This is a genomic window from Streptomyces sp. NPDC088157, from assembly GCF_044741545.1.
Classification (GTDB): Bacteria; Actinomycetota; Actinomycetes; order Streptomycetales; family Streptomycetaceae; genus Streptomyces.
Genome location: NZ_JBIUSU010000003.1, coordinates 378,618 through 399,851, shown reverse-complemented (window position 1 = coordinate 399,851; position 21,234 = coordinate 378,618). Strand labels below are relative to the sequence as shown.

At 70.2% G+C, this 21,234-nt stretch carries 15 protein-coding genes; 9 read left to right on the top strand and 6 right to left on the bottom strand.

From position 1 onward, the window contains the following. Positions 1-23: 23 nt before the first annotated feature. Both mmsB and mmsA read right to left on the bottom strand, forming a co-directional pair. On the bottom strand, positions 24-1,322 hold the full coding sequence (gene mmsB, locus ACIPFH_RS13030) for a multiple monosaccharide ABC transporter permease (RefSeq protein WP_401825713.1): 1,299 nt from the start codon (positions 1,320-1,322) through the stop codon (positions 24-26). Then, positions 1,319-2,869 (bottom strand): multiple monosaccharide ABC transporter ATP-binding protein, encoded by a 1,551-nt coding sequence (gene mmsA, locus ACIPFH_RS13025; RefSeq protein ID WP_401825710.1) that lies wholly within the window; start codon positions 2,867-2,869, stop codon positions 1,319-1,321. The genes mmsB and mmsA overlap by 4 nt, the downstream gene beginning before the upstream one ends. A 214-nt stretch (positions 2,870-3,083) precedes the next feature. Between mmsA and ACIPFH_RS13020 the strand changes: the two genes are divergently transcribed. The 5 genes from ACIPFH_RS13020 (at position 3,084) to ACIPFH_RS13000 (ending at position 8,287) form a co-directional block, all read left to right on the top strand. Continuing rightward, on the top strand, positions 3,084-4,349 hold the full coding sequence (locus ACIPFH_RS13020; RefSeq protein WP_401825708.1) for an ROK family protein: 1,266 nt from the start codon (positions 3,084-3,086) through the stop codon (positions 4,347-4,349). A gap of 237 nt (positions 4,350-4,586) precedes the next feature. Further along, the gene (locus tag ACIPFH_RS13015; RefSeq protein WP_401825705.1) at positions 4,587-5,258 is read left to right on the top strand and encodes a hypothetical protein; all 672 of its coding nucleotides are present in this window, start codon (positions 4,587-4,589) and stop codon (positions 5,256-5,258) included. 146 nt (positions 5,259-5,404) lie between these two features. Further along, positions 5,405-6,163 carry an IclR family transcriptional regulator gene (locus tag ACIPFH_RS13010; RefSeq protein WP_401825703.1) on the top strand — a complete coding sequence of 253 codons (759 nt, stop codon included), beginning with the start codon at positions 5,405-5,407 and terminating at the stop codon, positions 6,161-6,163. A 117-nt stretch (positions 6,164-6,280) separates the two neighbouring features. Continuing rightward, entirely contained in the window at positions 6,281-7,438 is a 1,158-nt protein-coding gene (locus tag ACIPFH_RS13005; RefSeq protein ID WP_401825700.1) for a PP2C family protein-serine/threonine phosphatase, read from the top strand. 30 nt (positions 7,439-7,468) lie between these two features. Then, positions 7,469-8,287: a hypothetical protein gene (locus ACIPFH_RS13000; protein WP_401825699.1), complete on the top strand. Its 819-nt coding sequence runs from the start codon at positions 7,469-7,471 to the stop codon at positions 8,285-8,287. 103 nt (positions 8,288-8,390) lie between these two features. On the opposite strand, the gene ACIPFH_RS12995 is transcribed toward ACIPFH_RS13000, so the two are convergent. The 4 genes from ACIPFH_RS12995 to ACIPFH_RS12980 all read right to left on the bottom strand — a co-directional run bounded on the left by ACIPFH_RS12995 (position 8,391) and on the right by ACIPFH_RS12980 (position 15,481). Beyond that, on the bottom strand, positions 8,391-9,551 hold the full coding sequence (locus tag ACIPFH_RS12995; protein ID WP_401825696.1) for an RICIN domain-containing protein: 1,161 nt from the start codon (positions 9,549-9,551) through the stop codon (positions 8,391-8,393). Positions 9,552-9,555: 4 nt separating this feature from the next. Beyond that, on the bottom strand, positions 9,556-11,049 hold the full coding sequence (locus ACIPFH_RS12990) for a family 43 glycosylhydrolase (RefSeq protein ID WP_401825693.1): 1,494 nt from the start codon (positions 11,047-11,049) through the stop codon (positions 9,556-9,558). After that, on the bottom strand, positions 11,046-14,297 hold the full coding sequence (locus ACIPFH_RS12985) for a discoidin domain-containing protein (RefSeq protein WP_401825690.1): 3,252 nt from the start codon (positions 14,295-14,297) through the stop codon (positions 11,046-11,048). The genes ACIPFH_RS12990 and ACIPFH_RS12985 overlap by 4 nt, the downstream gene beginning before the upstream one ends. 155 nt (positions 14,298-14,452) lie before the next feature. Next, positions 14,453-15,481, bottom strand: coding sequence for a LacI family DNA-binding transcriptional regulator (locus ACIPFH_RS12980; protein ID WP_401825688.1), 1,029 nt, complete (start codon positions 15,479-15,481; stop codon positions 14,453-14,455). A gap of 216 nt (positions 15,482-15,697) precedes the next feature. On the opposite strand from ACIPFH_RS12980, the gene ACIPFH_RS12975 reads away from it, so the two are divergent. The 4 genes from ACIPFH_RS12975 (at position 15,698) to ACIPFH_RS12960 (ending at position 21,206) form a co-directional block, all read left to right on the top strand. Then, positions 15,698-17,014, top strand: a complete 1,317-nt coding sequence (locus ACIPFH_RS12975; RefSeq protein ID WP_401825687.1) for an ABC transporter substrate-binding protein — start codon at positions 15,698-15,700, stop codon at positions 17,012-17,014. Positions 17,015-17,181: 167 nt separating this feature from the next. Then, positions 17,182-18,132, top strand: a complete 951-nt coding sequence (locus tag ACIPFH_RS12970) for a carbohydrate ABC transporter permease (RefSeq protein ID WP_401825684.1) — start codon at positions 17,182-17,184, stop codon at positions 18,130-18,132. Positions 18,133-18,239: 107 nt separating this feature from the next. Further along, positions 18,240-19,061 carry a carbohydrate ABC transporter permease gene (locus ACIPFH_RS12965; RefSeq protein ID WP_401825682.1) on the top strand — a complete coding sequence of 274 codons (822 nt, stop codon included), beginning with the start codon at positions 18,240-18,242 and terminating at the stop codon, positions 19,059-19,061. Positions 19,062-19,241: 180 nt separating this feature from the next. After that, positions 19,242-21,206: a glycoside hydrolase family 127 protein gene (locus ACIPFH_RS12960; protein WP_401825681.1), complete on the top strand. Its 1,965-nt coding sequence runs from the start codon at positions 19,242-19,244 to the stop codon at positions 21,204-21,206. The last annotated feature ends 28 nt before the right edge of the window (positions 21,207-21,234 follow it).

The window sequence follows — 21,234 nt, the reverse complement described above, 5'->3', positions numbered from 1 at the left end:
GCGGGGCGGTACGGGCTTCGCGGTCAGCCCGCGATCTTGGCCTTGTCGGCGTCGGAGTTCGGGGCCGGCGGGGGAGCCGGTGCCGCCGGGTCGTCCCGCCGGAACGGGCGGGTCAGCGTTCCGATGATCGAGAAGCGTCCCTGGCTCTTGTTGTAGACGTCGAAGGCGACGGCGAGCAGGAGGACCAGGCCCTTGATGATCTGGACCATGTCCGAACCGACGCCCTCCAGTTGGAGGCCGTTGTTGAGCAGTGCCATGACCAGACCGCCGACGATCGAGCCGCTCACGGTGCCGAGGCCTCCGGAGACCGCCGCGCCGCCGATGAACACGGCCGCGATGGCGTCCAGTTCCCAGCTCAGGCCGTCCTGCGGTCCGGAGGCCGAGGACCGGGCGACGAAGATCATGCCGGCGAGTGCGGCCAGCACCGACATGTTCGTCATGACCAGGAAGTTGACCCGCTTGAGCTTCACACCGGACAGTTCGGCCGCGCGTGCGTTGCCGCCGACCGCGTAGATGTGCCGGCCGCCGATCGTGTTGCGGGTGTAGTGCGAGTACGCGAGGACCAGGACGATCAGGATGATGCCGGAGATCGGCAGGCTGGTGCCGATCCGCCCGCCGGCGAAGCGGAGCGTCGCGAAGACGATGACGCCGGCCATCACGGCCAGGCGGATGCCGGTGACCCACAGCGGCGCCGGGTCGGCGTTCATCTCGCGGCGGGTCCGGCGCGCCTGCCACTCGCGCCACGCCACTCCCGCGCACGCGGCCACGCCGAGCAGCAGCGTCAGGTTGTTGTACCCGGTGTCCGGACCGACCTCGGGCAGGAAGCCCGCGCCGATCTTGCGGAAGCCCTCGGGAACCGGAACCGTGTCGGCGTTGCCGATGTACTGGTTGCCGCCGCGGAACAGCAGCATCCCGGCGAGGGTCACGATGAAGGCCGGCACGCCGATGTAGGCGACCCAGAAGCCCTGCCAGGCGCCGATCGCCGCGCCGACGAGCAGGCCGAGCAGGATGCCCAGTGGCCACGGCAGGTCGTACTCCTGCATCGCCTTGGCGACGACGATGCCGGTGAACGCGGCGACGGAGCCGACCGACAGGTCGATGTGCCCGGCGACGATCACCATCAGCATCCCGATGGCCAGGATCAGGATGTACGAGTACTGGCTGACGACGGCGATGAGGTTGCCGGACGTGAGCGTCAGGCCGTCGGTCCAGATCTGGAACAGCAGGACTATCGCCACCAGGGTGGAGATCATGCCGAACTGGCGGGCGTTGGAGGTCGTGCCCCCGAAGAGGTTCTTCTGCAGGTCAGTTATTCGGCTCATGGCGTGGGGCTCTTCTTGGTAGCGGTCATCTGCTTCATCAGGAGTTCCGGATCGGCGTCGCCGCGCGCCACGTCGCCGGTGATGGTGCCCTCGAACACCGTGTAGATGCGGTCGCACAGGCCGATCAGCTCGGGCAGCTCGGAGGAGATGACCACCACGCCCTTGCCCTGGGCGACGAGCCGCTGGATGATCCCGTAGATCTCGAACTTGGCGCCCACGTCGATGCCGCGGGTCGGCTCGTCGAGGATCAGCAGGTCCGGGTCGGTGAACATCCACTTCGCCAGGACGACCTTCTGCTGGTTGCCGCCGGAGAGCTTGACGACTCCCTCGTCGACGCCGGGGGTCTTGATCCGCAGGCTCCGGCGGTACTCCTCGGCGATCCGGTGCTCGCGCACCGGGTCGATGACGCGGCGCCGGGCGATCTTCGACAGCTTGGCGGCCACCATCGAGGTCTTGATGTCGTCCAGGAGATTCAGGCCGATCGACTTGCGGTCCTCGCTGACGTAGGCAAGTCCGTGCCCGATGGCGTCCGAGACGGTCTTCAGCCGGATCTCCTCGCCGTCCTTGAAGACCTGACCGGACAGCCAGGTGCCGTAGGAGCGGCCGAAGAGGCTCATCGCGAGTTCGGTGCGGCCGGCGCCCATGAGTCCCGCGAAGCCGACGATCTCCCCGCGGCGGACGTGGAACGTCGAGCCCTTGCACACCATGCGCTCGTCGGAACTGGGGTGCCGCACCGTCCAGTCGCGGACCTCGAAGAAGACGTCGCCGATGTCGGGCGTGCGGTCGGGGAAGCGGCTGTCGAGTGCACGGCCGACCATGCCCCGCACGATGCGGTCCTCGTTGACGCCGTCGGCCCGCACGTCGAGGCTCTCTATGGTGCGGCCGTCGCGCAGGATCGTGATGGTGTCGGCGACCGCCTCGATCTCGTTCAGCTTGTGCGAGATGATGATCGAGGTGACACCCCGCTCGCGGAAGCCGCGCAGCAGGTCGAGCAGGTGCCGCGAGTCGGCCTCGTTGAGGGCCGCGGTCGGCTCGTCGAGGATCAGCAGTTTCACGTCCTTCGCGAACGCCTTGGCTATCTCTACGAGTTGCTGCTTGCCGACGCCGATGTCCCTGATCAGGGTGTCGGGGTCCTCGCGGAGCCCGACCTGCCTCATCAGCTCCAGGGCTCGGCGCTGGGCCGTCTTCCAGTCGATGCCGCCGCGGCGGCGCGGTTCGTTGCCGAGGAAGAGGTTCTCGGTGATCGACATACCGGGCACCAGGGCCAGTTCCTGATGGATGATCGCGATTCCGGCCTGCTCGCTGGCCCGGATGTCGCCGAACCGGACCTGCTCGCCCCGGTAGACGATGTCGCCGGTGTAACTGCCGTGCGGGTGCACACCGCTGAGCACCTTCATGAGGGTGGACTTGCCGGCGCCGTTCTCGCCGCAGATCGCGTGGATCTCGCCCTCCCGCACGAGGAGGCTGACGTCGGCGAGCGCGGTGACGCCGGGGAACGTCTTGGTGATCGACCGCATCTCCAGCAGGGTCGGGGCGGTGGGCGTCATGAGAGGCGCTCCCCACCGCCGGGGACGCGCCGAGGCGCCCCCGAGCCTTCGGGCCTGCGGCATTGCATGGACATCAACTTGCCTCCGATGGCACTGCCCTGTGCCGTCGTGTCCGAGATTTCGTCTGCGGGTCCGGACACTAAATCCATTTGTTTTACTAAGTCAATGGGCTGCGAGGGATAGGTTGGTGTGGGGTAACGAGAGAGGACCGTGCGTGCGGCAGGCAGGAACGAACCTTCCCAAGGTCGGGCGATACAACCGGGCCGTCGTCCTGGACCAGATCCAGCTCGCCGACGGCGTCAGCCGGGTCGAGATCGCCCAGCACACGGGTCTCACCCCGCAGACGGTGTCGGGCATCGTGCGCCGCCTGCTCGACGAGGGCATCGTGCGGGAGGACGGCGCGAGCAGGGTGTCCAGCGGCGGGAAGCCCCGCACCACCCTGCGGATCAACGCCGAGGCGGGCAGCGCGGTCGGGCTCCACTTCGATCCCGTGGAGCTCAGCTGCACCGTGGTCGACCTGCTCGGCCGGCCCCTGGTCGTCAAGAAACGCCCCACGGACCCCGCGACCGACCCGGCCCAGGTCGTGAAGGACATGGCGGAACTGGTCGCCGACGTGCTGGCCGAGACCGGCGTCGACCGCGGCAAGGTCCTCGGTCTCGGCCTCGCCACGCCCGGGCCGATCGACCTCGAGGCGGGCGCGATCGTCGGCGCGCCCCAGCTCGCCCGCTGGACGCGGGTGCCGGTGCAGCACATGCTGAGCGAGGCGACCGGCCTGCCGGTGACCCTCGACAACGACGCCACCGCCGCCGCGGTCGGCGAGCGCTGGTCGGGTGCGGGCAGGGGCGTGGCGGACTTCGCCTACTTCTTCTTCGGCACCGGCGTCGGCGGCGGACTCATCCTGAACCACCAGGTGTACAGGGGCGGTTCACTGAACGCGGGGGAGTTCGGGCACTCCTCGGTGCTGCCCGAAGGCCCGGAGTGCTACTGCGGCAACCGGGGATGTCTGGAGCGGCTCGTCAACCCGACGGCGATCGTCGCCGAGGTGCACCGCAGGCTCGCCGCCGGACCGCACCCGGACAGTGCGCTGGCACGGGTGTTCGCCGAGCATCCCGAGGCGGTCGACCACGCCGCCATCGGGGTGGCGGCGGCGGCCGGCGACCCGGTCGCGGCGGCGGTCATCGACGAGACCGCGGAGCACGTCGCCTCGGTCGCGGTCGACATCGTGAACTTCATCGACGTGGACCTGATCGTTCTCGGCGGGCACGGCATCCAGCACGTCGAGTCGCGGTACGTCGAGGTCGTCGCCGCCACGCTGGCGAGGCGGCCGCTGTCCCGGCACGTCCGGGTGGTCGAGGTCGAGGCGTCCTGGCTCGGCACGGACGCGGCGGTGGTGGGCAGCGCGGCACTCGTCCTGCACGCCACGTACTCCCCGCAGTTGTCGGCCCTGCTGGGCACGGGGGTGGCCCCCGGCGGGATGTGACAGGCGAGCTCACCCCTGACTCCGGATCCGTCCGGAAGCCGGGGCCCGTCGCCGCGGCACGCACCAGGCTGCGGATTCCCATCCCGGCGCGACTCAACGGCGGCGGTCCCGGGCCCACGAGAGGGGGCGAGCCGCTCCCGCCCGGGCGGCACTCGGTGAGCAGGCACGCGGGACGCCGGAATCTCCGTTGCCGACAGGAGCGGCCGCCCGCGATCCTGACCCCATGAGGTACTCCGTATGCAGCTGAGGCTGCGCCAGTTCAGACCCCGGACCGGGCCGCACGAGCACCGTGTCGTCCAGCCCCGGCACCCCCTCCGCCACACCTCGCTGAGCGCCCCCCGGCCCATCGGTCTGCTGCTCGGCGACCACGACGGGCTGAACCGGCTCGCGGGCCTGTTCTCCTTCGCCGCCTACTCCCGGCACACGATCGTCCACGTACCGCTGCGCTACACCCCTGCGCCCGACGAGGCCATCGGCGAACCGGTGGACCTGGTCCTGGCCCACCACACACTCGGCCTGCGCCCCAGCAAGTGGCCCGAGCTGCGGCGCAAGCTGGTGAACGGCACTGAGCTGACCGTCGGCACCGACGAGGCACGCACCGCCCGGGACGCCGCCTCCTGGCGGGAACGCTCCGGGCGCGCCGACTTCCGGGACGAACTGCGACACGCCACTCACGCACGGACGTTCTTCCTGTTCGGCAGCCGGGACGTCTTCGCCGAGACGGCCACGGACCTCGCCGGGGCAGCGGGCTGGGGCCCGCGCCAGAAAGGAGTCGAGAAGGGCCGCTCCGCGCTGATGACGGCGCTCCCGGCGCTGGTCCAGCCGCCCGGTGGCGGGCACCCCCTGGAGGTGATGATCAGCTTCAAGCCGTATCCGCCCTACGCGCACTTCAAGCGGCCGGTGCGCTGAGCAGCTCGCCGGTGATCCGCAGGACCCACGCGTCGGCCCGCCCGCCCACGTCGGCCGTCGGCGGACTCTCGCCCGCCCCGCACCCCGGGCAGCCTCTCCGGGCCCCGCGCCTTGCCCGGGACGGGTGTCTGGCGCACGCTGGTCCCATGGGTGAGCGGGACGGCCCCACGCTCATCACCTCCGTGCAGCGGGCGTTCCGCCTGCTGGAGGCGGCGAGCGCACATGAGAACGGCGCGCCGGCGAAACAGCTGGCGCGCGAGACGGGGCTGCCCCTGGCCACCGCCTACCACCTGCTGCGCACCCTCGTCCACGACGGCTACCTGCGGAAACTGCCGGACGGCGGGTTCGTCATGGGGGACAGGCTGCAGACGCTGCACACCGCCGGCCGCGGCCAGGCGCTGCTCAACCGGGTCCGTCCCGCACTCGCCGCGCTGCGGGACGAACTCGCGACCGCCGCCTACCTCACCTTCTACGAGGAGGGAGAGATCAGGGTCGCCGAGATCGTCGACGGTCCCCGGGCGCCCCGTGTGGACCTGTGGGTCGGGTTCGAGGACGCCGGGCACGCCACCGCCCTCGGCAAGTCGGTGCTGCGGGAACTGGACGACGAAGCCCGCAAGGACTACCTCTCCCGCCATCACCTCGCCGACCTCACGCCCAGGACCATCACCAGCGCCCCCGAACTGCTCCGGCAACTGGACTCCTCGCCCGCGGCGCCGGCCGTCACGGACCTGGAGGAGTACGCGCTCGGCACGGTCTGCGTGGCCGTGCCCGTCTACAGCGGAGAAACCCTCGGCTCGCTCGGGGTCTCGCTGCCGGCCGACCGGCTTCCCCGGCTCGAGCGGGTACGGGAGCGGCTGCTCCCGACCGCCAGCCGCGTGACCAGGGGGCTTTCCCTCACGATGTGATCGTTCACTATCTGAAAACCTGATCCTTGTAAGCACTGGGGCGATCCCGTTCTCTAGAGGAAACGGACATTTCCGAAGTGCCCCGGCGCACCCACAGGTGAGGACTGCGGACGAAGCATGAGTCTTGCGCGCAACCATGGCGGCGACCACTGCCCGACGCGGCTGTTCAGATCGTTCAGGCACCGGGGGGCGGGTCCTCTGCTGCCGGTCCTGATCCTCCTCGTGATCATGCTGGTCGGCCTCTTCGGCCAGGCGGGGATGATCTGGCTGCCCCTGCTGGCGGCAGGGCCCGCGCTGGCGGCCACCACGAACGGCCCTCGCGGTGTCGTCTGCGTCGGCCTGCTCGCCGCGGCCGTCGGCGCCACGCTCGGCGCCCGGGCCGGTGCTCCCGGCCGTGAGGTGGCGGCGGTACTGGCCGCCCTGGTGGCCGTCACCCTGGGGAGTGCCATGGCCAGCGCGCTGCGCGGACGCCGTGAGCGGGTCCTCGCGGACGTCCGCTCGGTCGCGGAGGCCGCCCAGCACGCGCTGCTCAGGCCGGTGCCGGCCACCGTCGGTCCGTTCGAGGTGGCGGTCCGTTACAGCGCCGCGGCCGCGGAGGCCCGGATCGGGGGAGACCTCTACGCGCTGGTGCCCACCCCGTACGGCGTACGGCTGATCGTCGGCGATGTACGCGGCAAGGGGCTGCCGGCCGTGGGTACCGCCGCACTCGTCCTCGGTGTCTTCCGGGAGGCCGCCTACGACGAACCCGATCTCCTCGCCGTCGTCGACAGGATCGAGCGGAGCCTCGCCCGCAACCTCGGTACCGACGACTTCGTCACCGCCGTGGTCGCCGGAAACCCGCGTCCCGGGGAGCTGGAAGTGGTGAACTGCGGTCACGCGCCACCGCTGCTCGTCGGCGCCTCCCGAAGCGTCACGGCGGTGGAACCGGCGCACCCCGCCCCGCCCCTCGGGCTGCGCGCCCTCACCGACCAGAGGCCGAGCCTTCAGGTGCTGTCCTTCGCCGACGGGGACCAGCTGCTGCTGTACACGGACGGCGTCATCGAGGCCCGTGACCGCGACCGCGAGTTCTACCCGCTCGTCGAGGGCCTGGCGCGCCATCTCGGCGACGAGCCGGCGCGCACGGTCGGCGCGATCCACGACGAACTGCTGGCGCACGTCGGAGGTCGGCTGCACGACGACGCGGCGCTGCTCCTGATCCGCCGGCCGGCTGCCGCAGTCCTGCCGATCCCTCAACCGGCCTCCCCTGAAAAGCTGTTGGGGGACCAGGCGGTGTGATCGTGGTGGCGTGTGCCGCAGACTGTGTCCATGACACGCATGAGGAAGATCGCAGCCGCGGTGTCCGCCGCCTCGGCCGCGCTGCTTGTGATGACCCCCACCGCCTCAGCCACCCCCACCCCCGCCTCCGCCACCTCTGCCTCGCGGGCGGCTCCCGCCCCGCAGGCCCCTTTCGTCAGGGAGAGCTTCGACCGTCTCCCGCTCGGTCCGGTCACCGCGGGCCGCGGCTGGACCACCGACGCCTCCCACGGGTCACTGACCGTCGAACCCAGCGCCACCGGTCACGGCCGCGAACTGCGTCTGCGCACCGAGGGCAACGGCCGGGCGTTCCTCGTGCTCTCCGACCTCGCGCCCGCCGGGAACAGCTTCTGGGCCCGGCTGCGGCTGCGCGTGGCCGGGTTCCCCACGGCCCCCGACTGGGCGCACTGGACCGTCGCGGAGGCCTCCGGCTCCGATGTCCCCACGCTGGTGCGCCCGTTGGGCGGCCAGTACGTGCCCACCTCGCAGGCGAACTTCTGGGGTGTCGGCTCCGATCTGGGCCCCACCGGTGACTGGACCGCCTGGAAGACCTCCGCCCCCGCCACGGCCGGCGCCTGGAGCTGCGTCGAATTCCACCTCGACGCGACCGACAACCGTGTCACCGTCTACCTCGACGGCGAGGAGCGGTCCGAGCTGACGGTCTCCACGAAGGAGCACGGCGGCGGCGCGGACGACTTCGTCTTCCCGCGCTTCGACACGCTCAAGCTGGGCTGGCAGCTGTACCAGCCGGGGCCCACGCCCCAGTCGTACGACGTCCGCATGGACGACGTGGCGCTGAGCACCCGGCGCGTGGGCGGGTGCGCCTCCTGACGCGGGGTGACTCGCGCAGGGCGCTGCCGGGAGGGCCGGCCGGGACGGACCGGGTCCAGGTGCTCGAGGTCGGTCCCGGCACGGCGCTCACGGGCGGTCGGCGTCAGGACAGGAAGCCTCCGTAGGGGCCGTCGAGGATCTGATTCTTCTGGCTCTGGCTGAAGTGGGTGTTGGGGTAGTCGTAGAAGGACGCGGACATCGGTGTGCCGTCGGTCGAGGACGAGTCCGGCAGGCCGAACGCGTGCCCCAGTTCGTGCACCATCCCGCCGTACCAGCGGTTCATCGACTGTCCGCCGGTGCCCGCGGCGCCGTCGGCGTCGTGCCCGCTCAGGACGACCCAGCCGGGGCTGGCGCCCCCGCCCGCGCCTTCTCCCTCGGCGCTGATCTCGCCCACGTTGAGCCAACGGCTGTCGGGGTTGTTCAGGCCGAACTTTCTGGCGAGTTCGTTCTGCATGTTCGTGACGGCCCACCAGTAACGGTCACCGCCGTTGGGCGTGTTCTCGTACCAGCTCCGCGGCTGGTCCCCGTCGACGACCTCGACCACGGGGCTGTTCAGCGTGAAGGTCCTGCCCAGTTCCTGCCGGTAGTAGCGCTGTGCCTCCCGCATCACGTTGGCGATGCCGTCGGGGTAGCGCTGGTCGAACGGAACGTCGGAGGGCTTCAGCCAGTACACCCGGACGGTCTTCGTCGGCGGCGGGGTCGGGCCGCCGCCGCTGCCGGTGAAGCCGGGCAGCCGCCATGTCCGAGCCGTCGCGCCGGTGCAGGGCAGCTGGACGAGGCCGGTGCCGGAGGCGGAGGAGTCGCCGGCGGGGGCGAGGCATTTACCGGAGTGCACCGACTGCAGGCCGTAGACGTTGTTCGTTCCTTCGACCGTCACGGGCTGGAGACGGAACCTCTGGCTGGTCCCGGTGCCGCAGGTGCGCTGAACGATCGTGGCGTTGTCGGCGCTGGACGCTCCGTTGACGTCCACGCATTTTCCGCCGGTCGACGTGCCGATGCCGTATTGGTCGGTGGTCCCACCGACCGGGGTGAAGGTGAAGGTCTGGTTGGCCTCGCCGTGGCAGGCCCATTGGATGAGCTGGACGCCGTCGGCTGTGGAACTGCCCGGGACGTCCAGGCAGTTGCCGCCGTTGCGGTTGACCGCGGTGGAGGTGAACGCCGTCGCGGCCTGCACGGGCGGTGCGAGCGCCACGGTGCCCATGACCGCACCGATCATCACGGTGAGCAGCGTCGCCCAGAGGGGCAGGAACCGGGACCGTGTCATCCGACTACTCCCCCGAGGGCGAGGGCAGCGTGACGCCGAGGGCCACCGGGGTGCCGAAGTTCGGGGTGCCGTCGGCGTTCCAGGTGAACTTCTGCGCCCTGGTCGTCCGGTTCATGTCGCAGCCGCCTCCGGTGGAGTTGTTGGCGTGGTAGACGATCCAGTCCTCGGTCCCGTCGGGCGACTTGAAGAAGCCGTTGTGGCCGGGGCCGTAGACACCGTTGGCGTTGGACCGCTGGAAGACCGGGTTCGGTGACTTGACCCACGAGGAGGAACTCAGCGGGTCACCGCCGTTGTAGGTGAGCATCCCGAGCTTGTAGTCGGGTGTGGAGCAGTGGCTCGCGGAGTAGACGATGAACGTCCTGCCGTCCCGCTGGAGGACCTCGGCACCCTCGTTGACCGCGCCGCCCACCGTCTCCCAGTCGTAGGTCGGCGTGGACAGCACACGGCGGGTGCCGCTCGCGGTCCACGGGTTGGACAGCGGCCGGATGAACATGGGCTGCGAGCCGTTGTAGAAGGTGCCCAACAGGTACAGCCGACCGTTGAGTTGCAGGATGCCCGGGTCCAGTTCCCAGGTGTTGTCCTGGGTCGGGTCGAGCAGGTCGGCCTTGAAGCTGTACGGCCCCATCGGGTCCAGGCCGGCGCTCTCGAGCACGTGGATCCGCTGGGTGCCCAGGTCGTAGGGCTCCCGCCCGGCCGTGTAGTAGAAGTACCACCGCTTGCCGTTCGGGCCGTCGAGCAGGTGGAACTCCGGCGCCCACATCGTGCCCGCCCCGTTGGGCCGGCTGAGGTTGAAGATCACCTGGTCGGTGGCGGTGGCGAGTCCCGCCAGGGTGCTCGCCCTGCGCATGGTGACCGTCGAGTTCCAGGTGGTCGTGGCGAGGTAGTAGTACCCGTCGTAGTACGTGAGCCAGGGGTCGGGCCCGTGCTGGGACAGGGGGTTGGTGAACGTGTGCGGGCTGGTGCCGCCGCCGGTGAAGCCGGGCAGCCGCCACACCCTGCCGTTGGCTGCGGCGCACGGCAGTTGCACGAGGTCGGTGTTGGACGCCGGGGATCCGGCGCTGGGCGTGACGCACTTGCCCGAGCTCACGGAGACCAGGTTGAAGGTCTTGTCGGTTCCGCTCACCGACACCGGCACGAGCCGCCACCGCTGGTTCGTCCCGCCGTGGCAGGGCCACTGGATGATCGCCGCGTTGTCCGCCGTGGACGCCCCGTAGACGTCGACGCACTGGCCGGACTGCGTGGTGATCGTGTACGTGTCGCTCGTCCCGGCGACCAGGGTGTGGCCGAAGTTCTGGTTGGCGCCGGAGCCACAGGTGAAGGCGCGCAGCTGCGTTCCGTCGGCCGTCGAACCGCCGGGCAGGTCGAGGCAGTTGCCGCCGTTCTGGTTCACCCCGGTGGAGGTGAAGGCGACGGCGGCGGACGCGGGCGGCGCCACGAGGAAGGCGACCGCCAGGGTCAGCAGGGCGATGAGTGCGGCCGGGTATCTGGAACGGGTCACGGTCCGTACACCTTTGCTTCGAGGAGGCCGACGGAACTGGTGCCGTTGCCGGTGAGCAGGACCCGTAGCCGGGTGGTGCTCGTGGCGGTGAAGGTGACGGTGTTGTACTGGTTCCTGGCCAGTGGGTAGCCGCCGGCGCCGGGTACGTCGACGTAGGCGCTGCCGTTCCAGTACTGGAGCTTCCAGGCGGCCGGCATGTCGATGCCCTGGTCGTCGTCGAAGAAGTACACCTCGGCCCTGTTCAGGGTCTTCGCCGCCGGCCAGGTCAGCTCCGCCCACTGCTGGCCGGTCTCCGGCCAGGTACCCCAACGCGGGTTCACCGTGTCGTCGGACGACGGCGGATCGATGCCGTCGTTCACGGCGGTGACGCTCTCCCAGGCGGAGGTGTACGACGCGGACGGCGTCGCGGACGTCGCCAGGTTGGCCGGTGGCTGGACACCGCCCCGGTTGTACACCTTGACCTCGGTGAGCCCCGTCCTGGCGCCGGAGGCGTTGGTGGCCAGCACCCGCACGCGCTGGGCGCTGATCGCCGGGAACCGGACGAGGTTGTAGTTGGCGCGTGGCACCGCCGGGCTTCTGGTCTGGCCGGGCGCGTTCACCCATGAACTTCCGTCGTGGTACTGGATGGTGTACGCGGACGGCGCCCGGTAGGTCGTACTGGCCGGGCGGCTGTCCTTGAAGTACAGGCGTACCTCGTCGAGCGTGCGGGCGGTACCGAAGTTCAGCTCGTACCAGTCCTGGCTGTTGGCGGATCCGCCCGCGCCCCAGAACGGTTCGTTGGTGGGGTATCCGTCGACCGCGCCGGCGGTGCTGCTGCCGGACGCGGTGGCGGAGGCGGACACGGTCGCTCCGGTGGCGAGGTTGGTGAGGTCGGCGGTCAGGTCGACGCCCGCCTTGGCGAGCATGTCGACCATCCGGGGGCTGTTCTGCACGACCTGGTTGGGGGCCTGGAGGCCGGCGACGGCCGTGTGGTGGGTGACCGTGCCGCTCGTGGTCACGTCCCCGGTGGCCGGGTCCCAGGTGAAGGGCACGAGCGAACTGACGGTCGCCGCCCGGTTGCCGTTGACGTAGATCGAGTAGCCCTCCGGGACGCCGGGGTAGCGGACCACACCGTCGGCCGGGTCGTCCCAGACGACGGACAGATCGGCGTTGCGGTAGCGCAGGTTGTTGACGGTGAAGTGGCTCCAGCCGATGTCGATCGGCGAGAGCTCGACCTTCGCGTCGTTGCGGGGCCGCAGACCGGCGACGTCCTCGATCACCGTCCAGTTGCTGCTGCCCAGGATGTTGTGGTGGATCCAGGAGCGGTAGTCGATGCCGCTGCCGTTCCAGTCGGCCCAGAACTCGTTGGCGTCCGGCCACTGGGTGTTGCCGCCGACGTACTGCGCCCAGGTGTTCCAGTAGAGCAGCTTCTTGTAGTCGGTCGCGCTCATCCAGGAGTTGGGGTACTTGCGCAGCACGGAGGAGTAGAGCCGGAACTGCACGGTCGAGTTGATGGTGGAGAAGTTGTTGGAGCCGGGGTTCCCGGCGTCGGCCGCCGCCTTCTTGTCGGCCTGGTTGGCCGTGTAGAAGGGGAAGACTGGGTACTGGGCCGGGTCGTCGTACAGACGCAGCGCCTGCTTGTAGGTGGCGGTGTCGGGGACGGCTCCGACCGCGAACGGGTAGTAGTTGTTGATCTCCTTCCAGGGAACCCACTCGTTGGTCGACTTCAGCCGGTGCTCGAACAGTTGCCGGCCGGGGTTCCACAGGACGTTGACGATGGCGTCCTTGATCTGTGTCGCGAGGGTGCGCATCTCGGTGGCCTTGGCCGTGTTGCCGGTCGCCTCGTAGGCCTGGGCGGCGGCGAGCGCGCCGCTGTACTGGTAGGCGGACTCGGCGCGGTCCATGTTGCCGGGCTTCCAGTGGAAGGAGACGGCGTCGGCGTCGTTGCCCGTCAGCGCGCCCCAGTCGTACTCGATCAGCTTGTTGTTGTCGTGGTCGTAGTAGGCGAGTTGCCCCTTGACGTCTCCCTCGGCGTAGCGGGCCAGGTTGCCGGCGATCGCCGGCTGGCCGCCGTGGATCTGGTAGCTCTTCCAGGCCGCCTCGGCGATGTACTGGGTGTAGCTGTTGGACCAGTTCTCCGGGTCACCGGGGTTGTCGAGGAAGCGGCCGCCCTTGGAGGTCTGGCCGGCGCTGAGCCAGTCCCCGTAGGAGTAGGCCGGGTTGCGCAGGTACTTGAGGTCGTCGATGTGCATGGGCTGGGTGAGCGCGATCGCGTTGTTGTAGCCGAGGACGCCTTCCGTCGAGGTCGGGAACTGGAAGGTCTGCCCGGGGATGTCGGCGTCGAGGTTGTTGAAGCGCATCAGCCACCAGCGGTAGTAGATGTTCTTCTTGATCGCCGGCTCGGGCACGTCGATGTAGGGCACGTTCTGCGCCCACCACAGGTTGTACGCCCTGACGTGGGTGGCGAAGGCGGTCGCGTTGGAGTAGCCCGCGTAGGCGTTGTAGTCGGTCAGCGACTCCGGGATCTCGTCGGTGACGAAGCCCATCACCACCTTGGCGGTCACCGTGGCTCCGGCGCCCACGGTCACGGACCGGTTGAGACCCCCGCCCGAGACGCCGAAGCCGTCGCCGGTGAGTCTGGGCCGGATGGTGGTGAGGTTGTTGTAGGCGTTCACCTGCCCGGTCAGCTCGCTGCCGGTGCCCGTGGTGGCGTAGGGCGAAGTCGCCCGCAGTTGGAGGGTGGTGGAGCCGGTGCCGTTGTTCCTGATCGACAGGTTGGTCACGGCGACGTTGTTCTCGGTGATGAACTTGGTCTGGGTGACCTCGATCGAGCCGCTGGTGTGCACGCTCTTCCAGTGGCTCGGCACCTGCCGCCGCTGGGAGACCTGTTCGGTGAAGGTGCCCGGGCTGATCGCGACGGTGTAGGCGTTGTTGTCGTTGACGCTCTCCCAGTAGGCGACATGACCGCCGAAGCCGAGGACCGCCGGGTCGTGCGTCTTCATGAAGACAGCGCGCCCACGGCTCATCAGCCAGGGGCCGGCCGGGTCGTCGCCGGAGCGGGCCAGCAGACGGTCCATCCAGAAATCGGTTCCCGAACTTTCCGCGTCGTAGATGCTCCGCATCATGTCGCCCGGTGTGTAGGCGACGGGCGGGGCGGGGATCGCGGGTCCGCTGAAGGTCGGGAACCCGATGGTCTGCGCGGCGGCGGCCGGGGTCACGGAACAGACGGAACAGATGATGAGCACGAGTGCGACGAGGAGGCGCTTCATGAGGTGCTCCCTGTCAGGGTGACGGCGAGCGGGCAATGGCATGTGCCTGACATACGTGCACGGAAACTGACCTAAAAGGTTTTCGCAACGTAGGAGCGGGCTGATGAAGTGTCAAGAGAGGGCGGCGCGAACCCGGAACGACGCCCACCGGAGGATCAGGACAGCGGCGCCGTCGACCCCCTGATCACCACCCGGCAGCACACGCTCTCCACTCCCGAGCGCCGTACTCCGCCGATCGCGCTGAACAAGGCGTGCGCCGCCGCCCGGCCGACCTGCTCCAGACTCATGTCGACGCTGGTCAGCGGCGGCCGCGACGCGGCGGTCAGGACCTGCCAGTTGTCGAAGCCCATGACCGCCACGTCCTCCGGCACCCGGTGGCCCCGCTCGCGCAGGACGTCCATGACGCCACGGGCGATCTGGTCGCTGCCGCACAGCACGGCGTCGAGGTCCGGGTGCCGGTCGAGCAGCAGCGCCGTGGCCGCCCGCCCCCACCCCTCCGACCAGGCCCCGAACCGCGGTTCGCCGACCGGGGCGAGACCGGCGTCGGCTAGCGCGGCCCGCGCCCCCTCGGCCCGCTCCCGCGCCGCGAGGTACCCGGGGTCGCCGGTGATGTGCGCGATCCGGGTGCGGCCGCAGGCCAGCAGGTGCTCCACCGCGATCCGGCCGGCGTCGACGTTGTCGGGGACGATGGACAGATCGGCCGGATCGTCCGACGGCGCGTACGCGTAGACGACGGGAACCGGCAGCTCACGGCCCAGGGACGGCCGGGGGTCCGTCCGGCTGCCCACCACGATGAGGCCGTCGACGCGGCGCCCGAGCAGGGCGCGGACATGGTGCTGCTCGCGGATGGCGTCGCCGCGGGCGTCACACAGGAACACCGCGACCTCGCCCGCCCCGAAGGCGTCCTCGGCGCCCATCAGGATCGGGATGCTGAACCGGCCCTCCAGGTCGCTGGTGAGCAGACCGACGGTGCCCGACCGGCCGACGAGCAGGCCCCGGGCCAGCTGGTTCGGCCGGAAGGCCAGCCGCTCGGCCGCTTCGATCACCCGCTGCCGCGTCTCCGCGCGCACCTGGCTGCGGCCGTTGAGGGCCTTGGACGCGGTGGCGATGGAGACACCCGCCAGCCGGGCGACATCGCTGAGCGTGGCGGGCTGCGAACGAGAGGGGCCGAGGGCCGGTGCCATGGAGGTTCTCCTGTCTCGCGTCGCGTGCGTAAACCGTACGCGAGAAGTTTCGGCCGGGATGCGTGCCGGAGAATTTCACAGGTTTCGGCACGCACTGTACGGCAGCTCCTACAACCGTTCTCTGCAAGGGGATTGACGGGCCGTGAGCCGGGTCCTAGCTTTCAGAAAGCCTTTTCGGTTTCTTTCCGTCGCAGAACCCAGCCAGGGGGGATCGTCATGGGGAGCACGACCGGACCACGTGGACCTGTTCGCCGGCTCGCCACCGGCGTCGTCGCGCTCCTCGCCACCGCGAGCCTGATCACGGCCTGTGGCTCGGGGGACGGCGGCTCGGACGGCGGGGGAGGGGGCGGAGCCGCGGACGCCAAGGGCGTCGACGACGGCACCACACTGACGATGTGGACGCGCGCGGCGACCCGGCCACAGAGCGAGGCACTGGTCAAGGCCTACAACGCGGGCCACAAGAACAAGATCAAGCTCACCGTCGTCCCGACCGACGACTACCAGGCGAAGGTCGGCGCGGCCGCCGGCTCCCGCGACCTCCCCGACCTCTTCGCCTCCGACGTGGTGTTCGTACCCAACTACACCGGCAGCGGCCTCTTCGCCGACCTCACCGGGCGCGTCGACGCCCTGCCCTTCGCCAAGAACCTGGCCCAGTCGCACATCAGGGCGGGCACGTACGAGGGCAAGAAGTACGTCGTCCCGCACACCCTCGACCTGTCGGTGCTCTTCTACAACAAGGAGCTCTACCGGAAGGCCGAGCTCGACCCCGCCAAGCCGCCCACCACGCTGGGCGAGTGGGACCGGCAGGCCCGGGCCGTGGACGCGCTGGGCGGCGGCGTCGACGGCACCTTCTTCGGGGGCAACTGCGGGGGCTGCGGCGTCTTCACCTGGTGGCCGTCCATCTGGGCCGGCGGGGAGGAGGTCCTGAACAAGGAGGGAACCGAGGCGAACCTCGACTCCGCCACCGCGAAGAAGGTCTACGACACCTACCGGGGATGGGTGAAGGACGGCATCGTGGCCCCCGGCGCACGCGACGAGACCGGCACCACCTGGACCGGCGCCTTCCCCAAGGGAAAGGTCGGCGTCATGCCCATGCCGTCGACCACGCTGGGGCTCATGCCCAAGGACCTGGACCTCGGTGTCGCGCCCATCCCCGGCCCGGACGGCGGCACCTCCACCTTCGTCGGCGGTGACGCCATCGGCATCTCCGCCACCAGCGGGTCGGCCGACCAGGCCTGGAACTTCCTCGCCTGGTCACTGGGCGACGAGGCACAGGTCGACGTGGTCGCCGCGCACAAGGACGTCGTGGCCCGCACCGACCTCGCCGCCAACAAGTACTCCGCCGCGGACCCGCGCCTGGTGACCATCAACCGGCTCGTGGCGGACGGCCGTACCCCGTACGCCCTGAAGTTCGGCCAGACCTTCAACGACCCCAACGGGCCCTGGCTGTCCCTGATGCGGGACGCCGTCTTCGGGGACGGGACATCCGTCGAGAAGGACAACAAGGCGGTCACCGCCTCGCTGGCCGACTGAGCGACACGGCACGACAAAGCACGGCACGACAAAGCACGGCACGACACAGCAGGGCAGGACACAGCAGGGCACGGCTCCGGATGCACCGGACGTACTCACGTACCGGACGCGACGGAGCCGCCGGACCCCGGCACGACCCCTCCCACGTCACCCGGCAGAGGAGAGCCATGCAGGTCAAGGCGCCCGACCGGACGACCACCGCGCACCGGCCCGCGCCGCAGCGCCCGACCCGCCGACCCCGTACGGCCGCACCCCGCCGGATCCAGGGCCTCGGGTACGCCGCTCCCACGGCCGTGTTCGTCGCCGTCCTCTTCGTGCTGCCTCTCCTCCTCGTGGCACAGATGTCACTCAGCGACTGGCCGCTCCTCGCGGGAGACAAGGGCGGCAACGCCCCGGAGAACTACACCGACGTCACCGACAGCCCCCTGTTCTGGCCGGCCGTCCGCTTCACCCTGCTCTACACCGTGATCGTCACGGTCGCCCTGCTCGGCCTGGCTCTGTTCCTCGCGCTGCTGGTGCAGGAGTCCCGCCCCGGCGCCGGCTTCTTCCGCACGGTGTACTTCCTGCCCGGCGCCCTCGGACTCGCCTCGGCCTCCCTGCTCTTCTGGGGGATGTACAGCCCCACCACCGGACCGCTCAGCCGCGTCCTGGAGAAGCTCGGTGTCATCGACGACCCGGTCTCCTTCCTCGGCACGCCGACCTCCGCCCTCCTGTCGACGGTGTTCCTCGTCGTCTGGAAGTTCGCCGGCTTCTACATGCTGATCCTGCTCGTCGGCCTCCAGCGCATCCCCCACGAGGTCTACGAGGCGGCTCGGATGGACGGCGCGAGCCGCGGCCAGGTCTTCCGTTCCATCACGTTGCCGCTGTTGCGTCCGTCCCTCGCCCTGTCCCTGCTGCTCTGCGTGACCGGATCACTGCTCGCCTTCGACCAGTTCTTCGTCCTCACCAAGGGCGGGCCGGACAACAGCACGGTCACCGTCGTGCAGTTGATCTACCGCGAGGCCTTCCAGCGGCTGAACCTCGGGACCGCGGCGGCACTGTCGATCGTCGTGCTGGCCGCGCTGCTCCTGCTCAACGTGGCCCAGTTCCGCGGTCTTCGCCGTGCCGACGAGTCATGACCCGCTCAAGCAGGAACTCAAGCCGCTCAAGCAACTCAAGCCGCTCAAGCCGCTCAAGCCGCTCGAGCAAGCCCGGCAGCTCGAGCAACTCGAGAAAGGAGACACCGGTGCTCACCCGAGCCCTCGGCCGGACCCCTCACCACGTCGTCGCCGGAGGACTGGCCGTCATCTTCCTCTTCCCGCTGGCGTGGAACGCCTGGGCCTCGGTCAGCGCGCAGCCGGGCACCGCACAGGAGTCCGGCTACGGCCTCGGCAACTACCGCACGCTGCTGGACTACGACGCCGGCCTGTGGCGGTACCTCGGCAACAGCACCGTCGTCTCCGCGCTCACCGTCGCCCTGACCCTCGGGGTCTCCCTGCTCGGCGGCTACGCCTTCGCCCGCTTCGACTTCCCGGGCAAGAACCCGCTGTTCCTGCTGACGCTGGCCATCCTCATGGTTCCCTACGCCACGCTCCTCATCCCGCTCTACGTGCTGCTCGGCAGGCTCCATCTCCAGAACTCGCTGCTCGGACTGAGCCTGGTGCTGACCATGTTCCAACTGCCGTTCGCCACCTTCATGATGCGCATCTCCTTCGAGGCGGTACCGCGCGAACTAGAGGAGTCGGCTCTGGTCGACGGATGCGGAACGGCGGGCGCGCTGCGCCGGGTGCTCCTTCCCGCGGTGCGGCCGGGGCTGATCACGGTGGGGCTGTTCGCCTTCCTCGCGGCCTGGAACGACTTCATCGCACCACTGATCCTCATCTCGGACAGCGAGAAGGCGCCCCTGCCGCTGGCCGTCGCGAACCTGCGGCAGCAGAGCATGGGCGCCGTCGACTACGGCGCCACCGAAGCCGGGGTGGTGGTGCTCGCCGTGCCCTGCCTGCTCCTCTTCCTGCTGCTGCAACGGCACTACGTACGCGGCTTCATGTCGGGCGCGCTCAAGGGCTGAGGCCCTGGCCCGACCCGCGCCCCGCGCCCGGACGGACAACCTGAGGGGCCCGCAGTGCGGACCACGTGCACTGAACACATGAACAGACACATGAACAGACACATGCACGGACAACCTGACGGACCACATGCACGGACAACCTGACGGACCACCGAAGGGACGAACCGAAGGCATGAACTGGTGAGAGAGAACACAGCGCGGTCGAACGTCCTGCCGGTGGCGCCGAGCCGGGGACGGCTGCGGCCGCTCGGCCTCGACGAGGTCCGGATCACCGGGGGTTTCTGGGCCCGGCGCCGACAGGTCAACGCGACCGCGACACTCGACCACTGCCGGGAGTGGATGGAGCGCGTCGGCTGGATCGGCAACTTCCGGGCCGCGGTCGAAGGCCGGATCAACCGGGACCGGCGAGGCCGGGAGTTCGCCGACTCCGACGTGTACAAGCTGCTCGAAGCCATGGCCTGGGAAGCCGGGCAGGATCCCGGTGGTTCGCTCGACCTCCGGATCGCCGCACTCACCGAGACCATCGCACCGGCCCAGGAACCGGACGGCTACCTCAACACCGCCTTCGGCCGCCCCGGCCAGCAGCCCCGCTACAGCGACCTCGAATGGGGGCACGAGCTGTACTGCCACGGGCACCTGATCCAGGCGGGCGTGGCCCAGGCCCGGGCCCGGGGCGAGGGTGAGCTGGCGAAGGTCGCCCGGCGGGCCGCCGACCATGTGTGCGCCACCTTCGGTCCGGGCGGTGTCGAGGGCGTCTGCGGACACCCGGAGATCGAGACGGCCCTGGTCGAACTGGCCAGGGCGACGGGGGAGCAGCGCTACCTCGACCAGGCCGCGCTCTTCGTGGCCCGCCGCGGGCACGGCACCCTCGCCGACCATGAGTTCGGCCGCGCCTACTACCAGGACGACCTGCCGGTCCGGCAGGCGACGGCGCTGCGTGGCCATGCCGTCCGCGCCCTCTACCTCGCGTCCGGCGCCGTCGACGTGGCGGTGGAGACCGGCGACGACGACCTGCTCGCCGCGGTCGTACGGCAGTGGGAGACAGCGGTCGCCCGGCGCACCTACCTGACCGGCGGCATGGGCTCGCACCACCGGGACGAGTCCTTCGGCGACGACTTCGTGCTGCCGCCGGACCGCGCCTACTCGGAGACCTGCGCCGGGGTCGCCTCCGTGATGCTCAGCTGGCGGCTGCTGCTCGCGACCGGCGAGCCGCGCTTCGCCGACCTGGCGGAGCGGACCCTGTTCAACGTGGTCGCGACCTCCCCGTCCGAGGACGGCCGGGCCTTCTTCTACTCCAACACCCTCCACCGGCGCCGCCGCGGCACCGTACCCTCCCCGGGCTCCGAAAGCCCGCGCGCCGAATCGAGCCTGCGGGCACCCTGGTTCGCGGTGTCCTGCTGCCCGACCAACGTGGCGCGGACCCTGGCCCTGCTGCCCGCCTATCTGGCGACGGCGGACGACCACGGCATCCAGTTGCACCAGTACGCCGACGCGGAGATCGTCACCTCGCTCGCGGGCGGGCACGGCGTCGCGCTGCGTGTGCGTACCGACTACCCATCCGGCGGGAGTGTGAGCGTACGGATCGACCGGTCGCCGGACCACCCGTGGACGCTGTCGCTGCGCGTCCCCGCGTGGACGGCGGGTACCCCCGCCCGCCTGGTCGGCCCGGACGGCGAGCGCCGCGCCGTAGGACCGGGCACGGCCGAGGTCACCCGGCTCTTCCGGCCCGGTGAGGAGGTACGGCTCGAACTGCCCGTGATCCCGCGCTGGATCGGGTCCGACCCGCGCGTCGACGCCGTACGCGGCACCGTCGCCGTCCAGCGCGGGCCGCTGGTGTACTGCGCCGAGTCGGTGGACCTTCCGGACGGACAGGACGTCGACACGGTGCGAGTGGACCCGTCCCTCGAACCGCGGGACGGGCCGGACGACACGGTCGTGGCGCCCGGTGAACTCGTCGCCCCGCGGGACGGACCACGCGACGCCCCCTGGCCGTACCGGCCGCTCGGCCAGGACACAGCCCCCGCCGCAGAACGCACCGGCGTCGTCCTGGTGCCCTACCACTCCTGGGCGCGCCGAGGCCCATCGACGATGCGGGTGTGGCTGCCGACGGCGACGGAACCGCCGACAGCGCCCCCCGGGAGGTAGCGGCGCAGGCCTCCCGCGACAGGGCGGT

Bases quoted from the DNA above. Each gene is read 5' to 3' on its own strand.
- ACIPFH_RS12995 (WP_401825696.1), bottom strand. From the start codon at position 9,551: ATGACACGGTCCCGGTTCCTGCCCCTCTGGGCGACGCTGCTCACCGTG.
- ACIPFH_RS12985 (WP_401825690.1), bottom strand. From the start codon at position 14,297: ATGAAGCGCCTCCTCGTCGCACTCGTGCTCATCATCTGTTCCGTCTGT.
- ACIPFH_RS12980 (WP_401825688.1), bottom strand. From the start codon at position 15,481: ATGGCACCGGCCCTCGGCCCCTCTCGTTCGCAGCCCGCCACGCTCAGC.
- ACIPFH_RS13015 (WP_401825705.1), top strand. From the start codon at position 4,587: ATGCAGCTGAGGCTGCGCCAGTTCAGACCCCGGACCGGGCCGCACGAG.
- ACIPFH_RS13005 (WP_401825700.1), top strand. From the start codon at position 6,281: ATGAGTCTTGCGCGCAACCATGGCGGCGACCACTGCCCGACGCGGCTG.
- ACIPFH_RS13010 (WP_401825703.1), top strand. From the start codon at position 5,405: ATGGGTGAGCGGGACGGCCCCACGCTCATCACCTCCGTGCAGCGGGCG.
- mmsB (WP_401825713.1), bottom strand. From the start codon at position 1,322: ATGAGCCGAATAACTGACCTGCAGAAGAACCTCTTCGGGGGCACGACC.
- mmsA (WP_401825710.1), bottom strand. From the start codon at position 2,869: ATGACGCCCACCGCCCCGACCCTGCTGGAGATGCGGTCGATCACCAAG.
- ACIPFH_RS12970 (WP_401825684.1), top strand. From the start codon at position 17,182: ATGCAGGTCAAGGCGCCCGACCGGACGACCACCGCGCACCGGCCCGCG.
- ACIPFH_RS12975 (WP_401825687.1), top strand. From the start codon at position 15,698: ATGGGGAGCACGACCGGACCACGTGGACCTGTTCGCCGGCTCGCCACC.
- ACIPFH_RS13000 (WP_401825699.1), top strand. From the start codon at position 7,469: ATGACACGCATGAGGAAGATCGCAGCCGCGGTGTCCGCCGCCTCGGCC.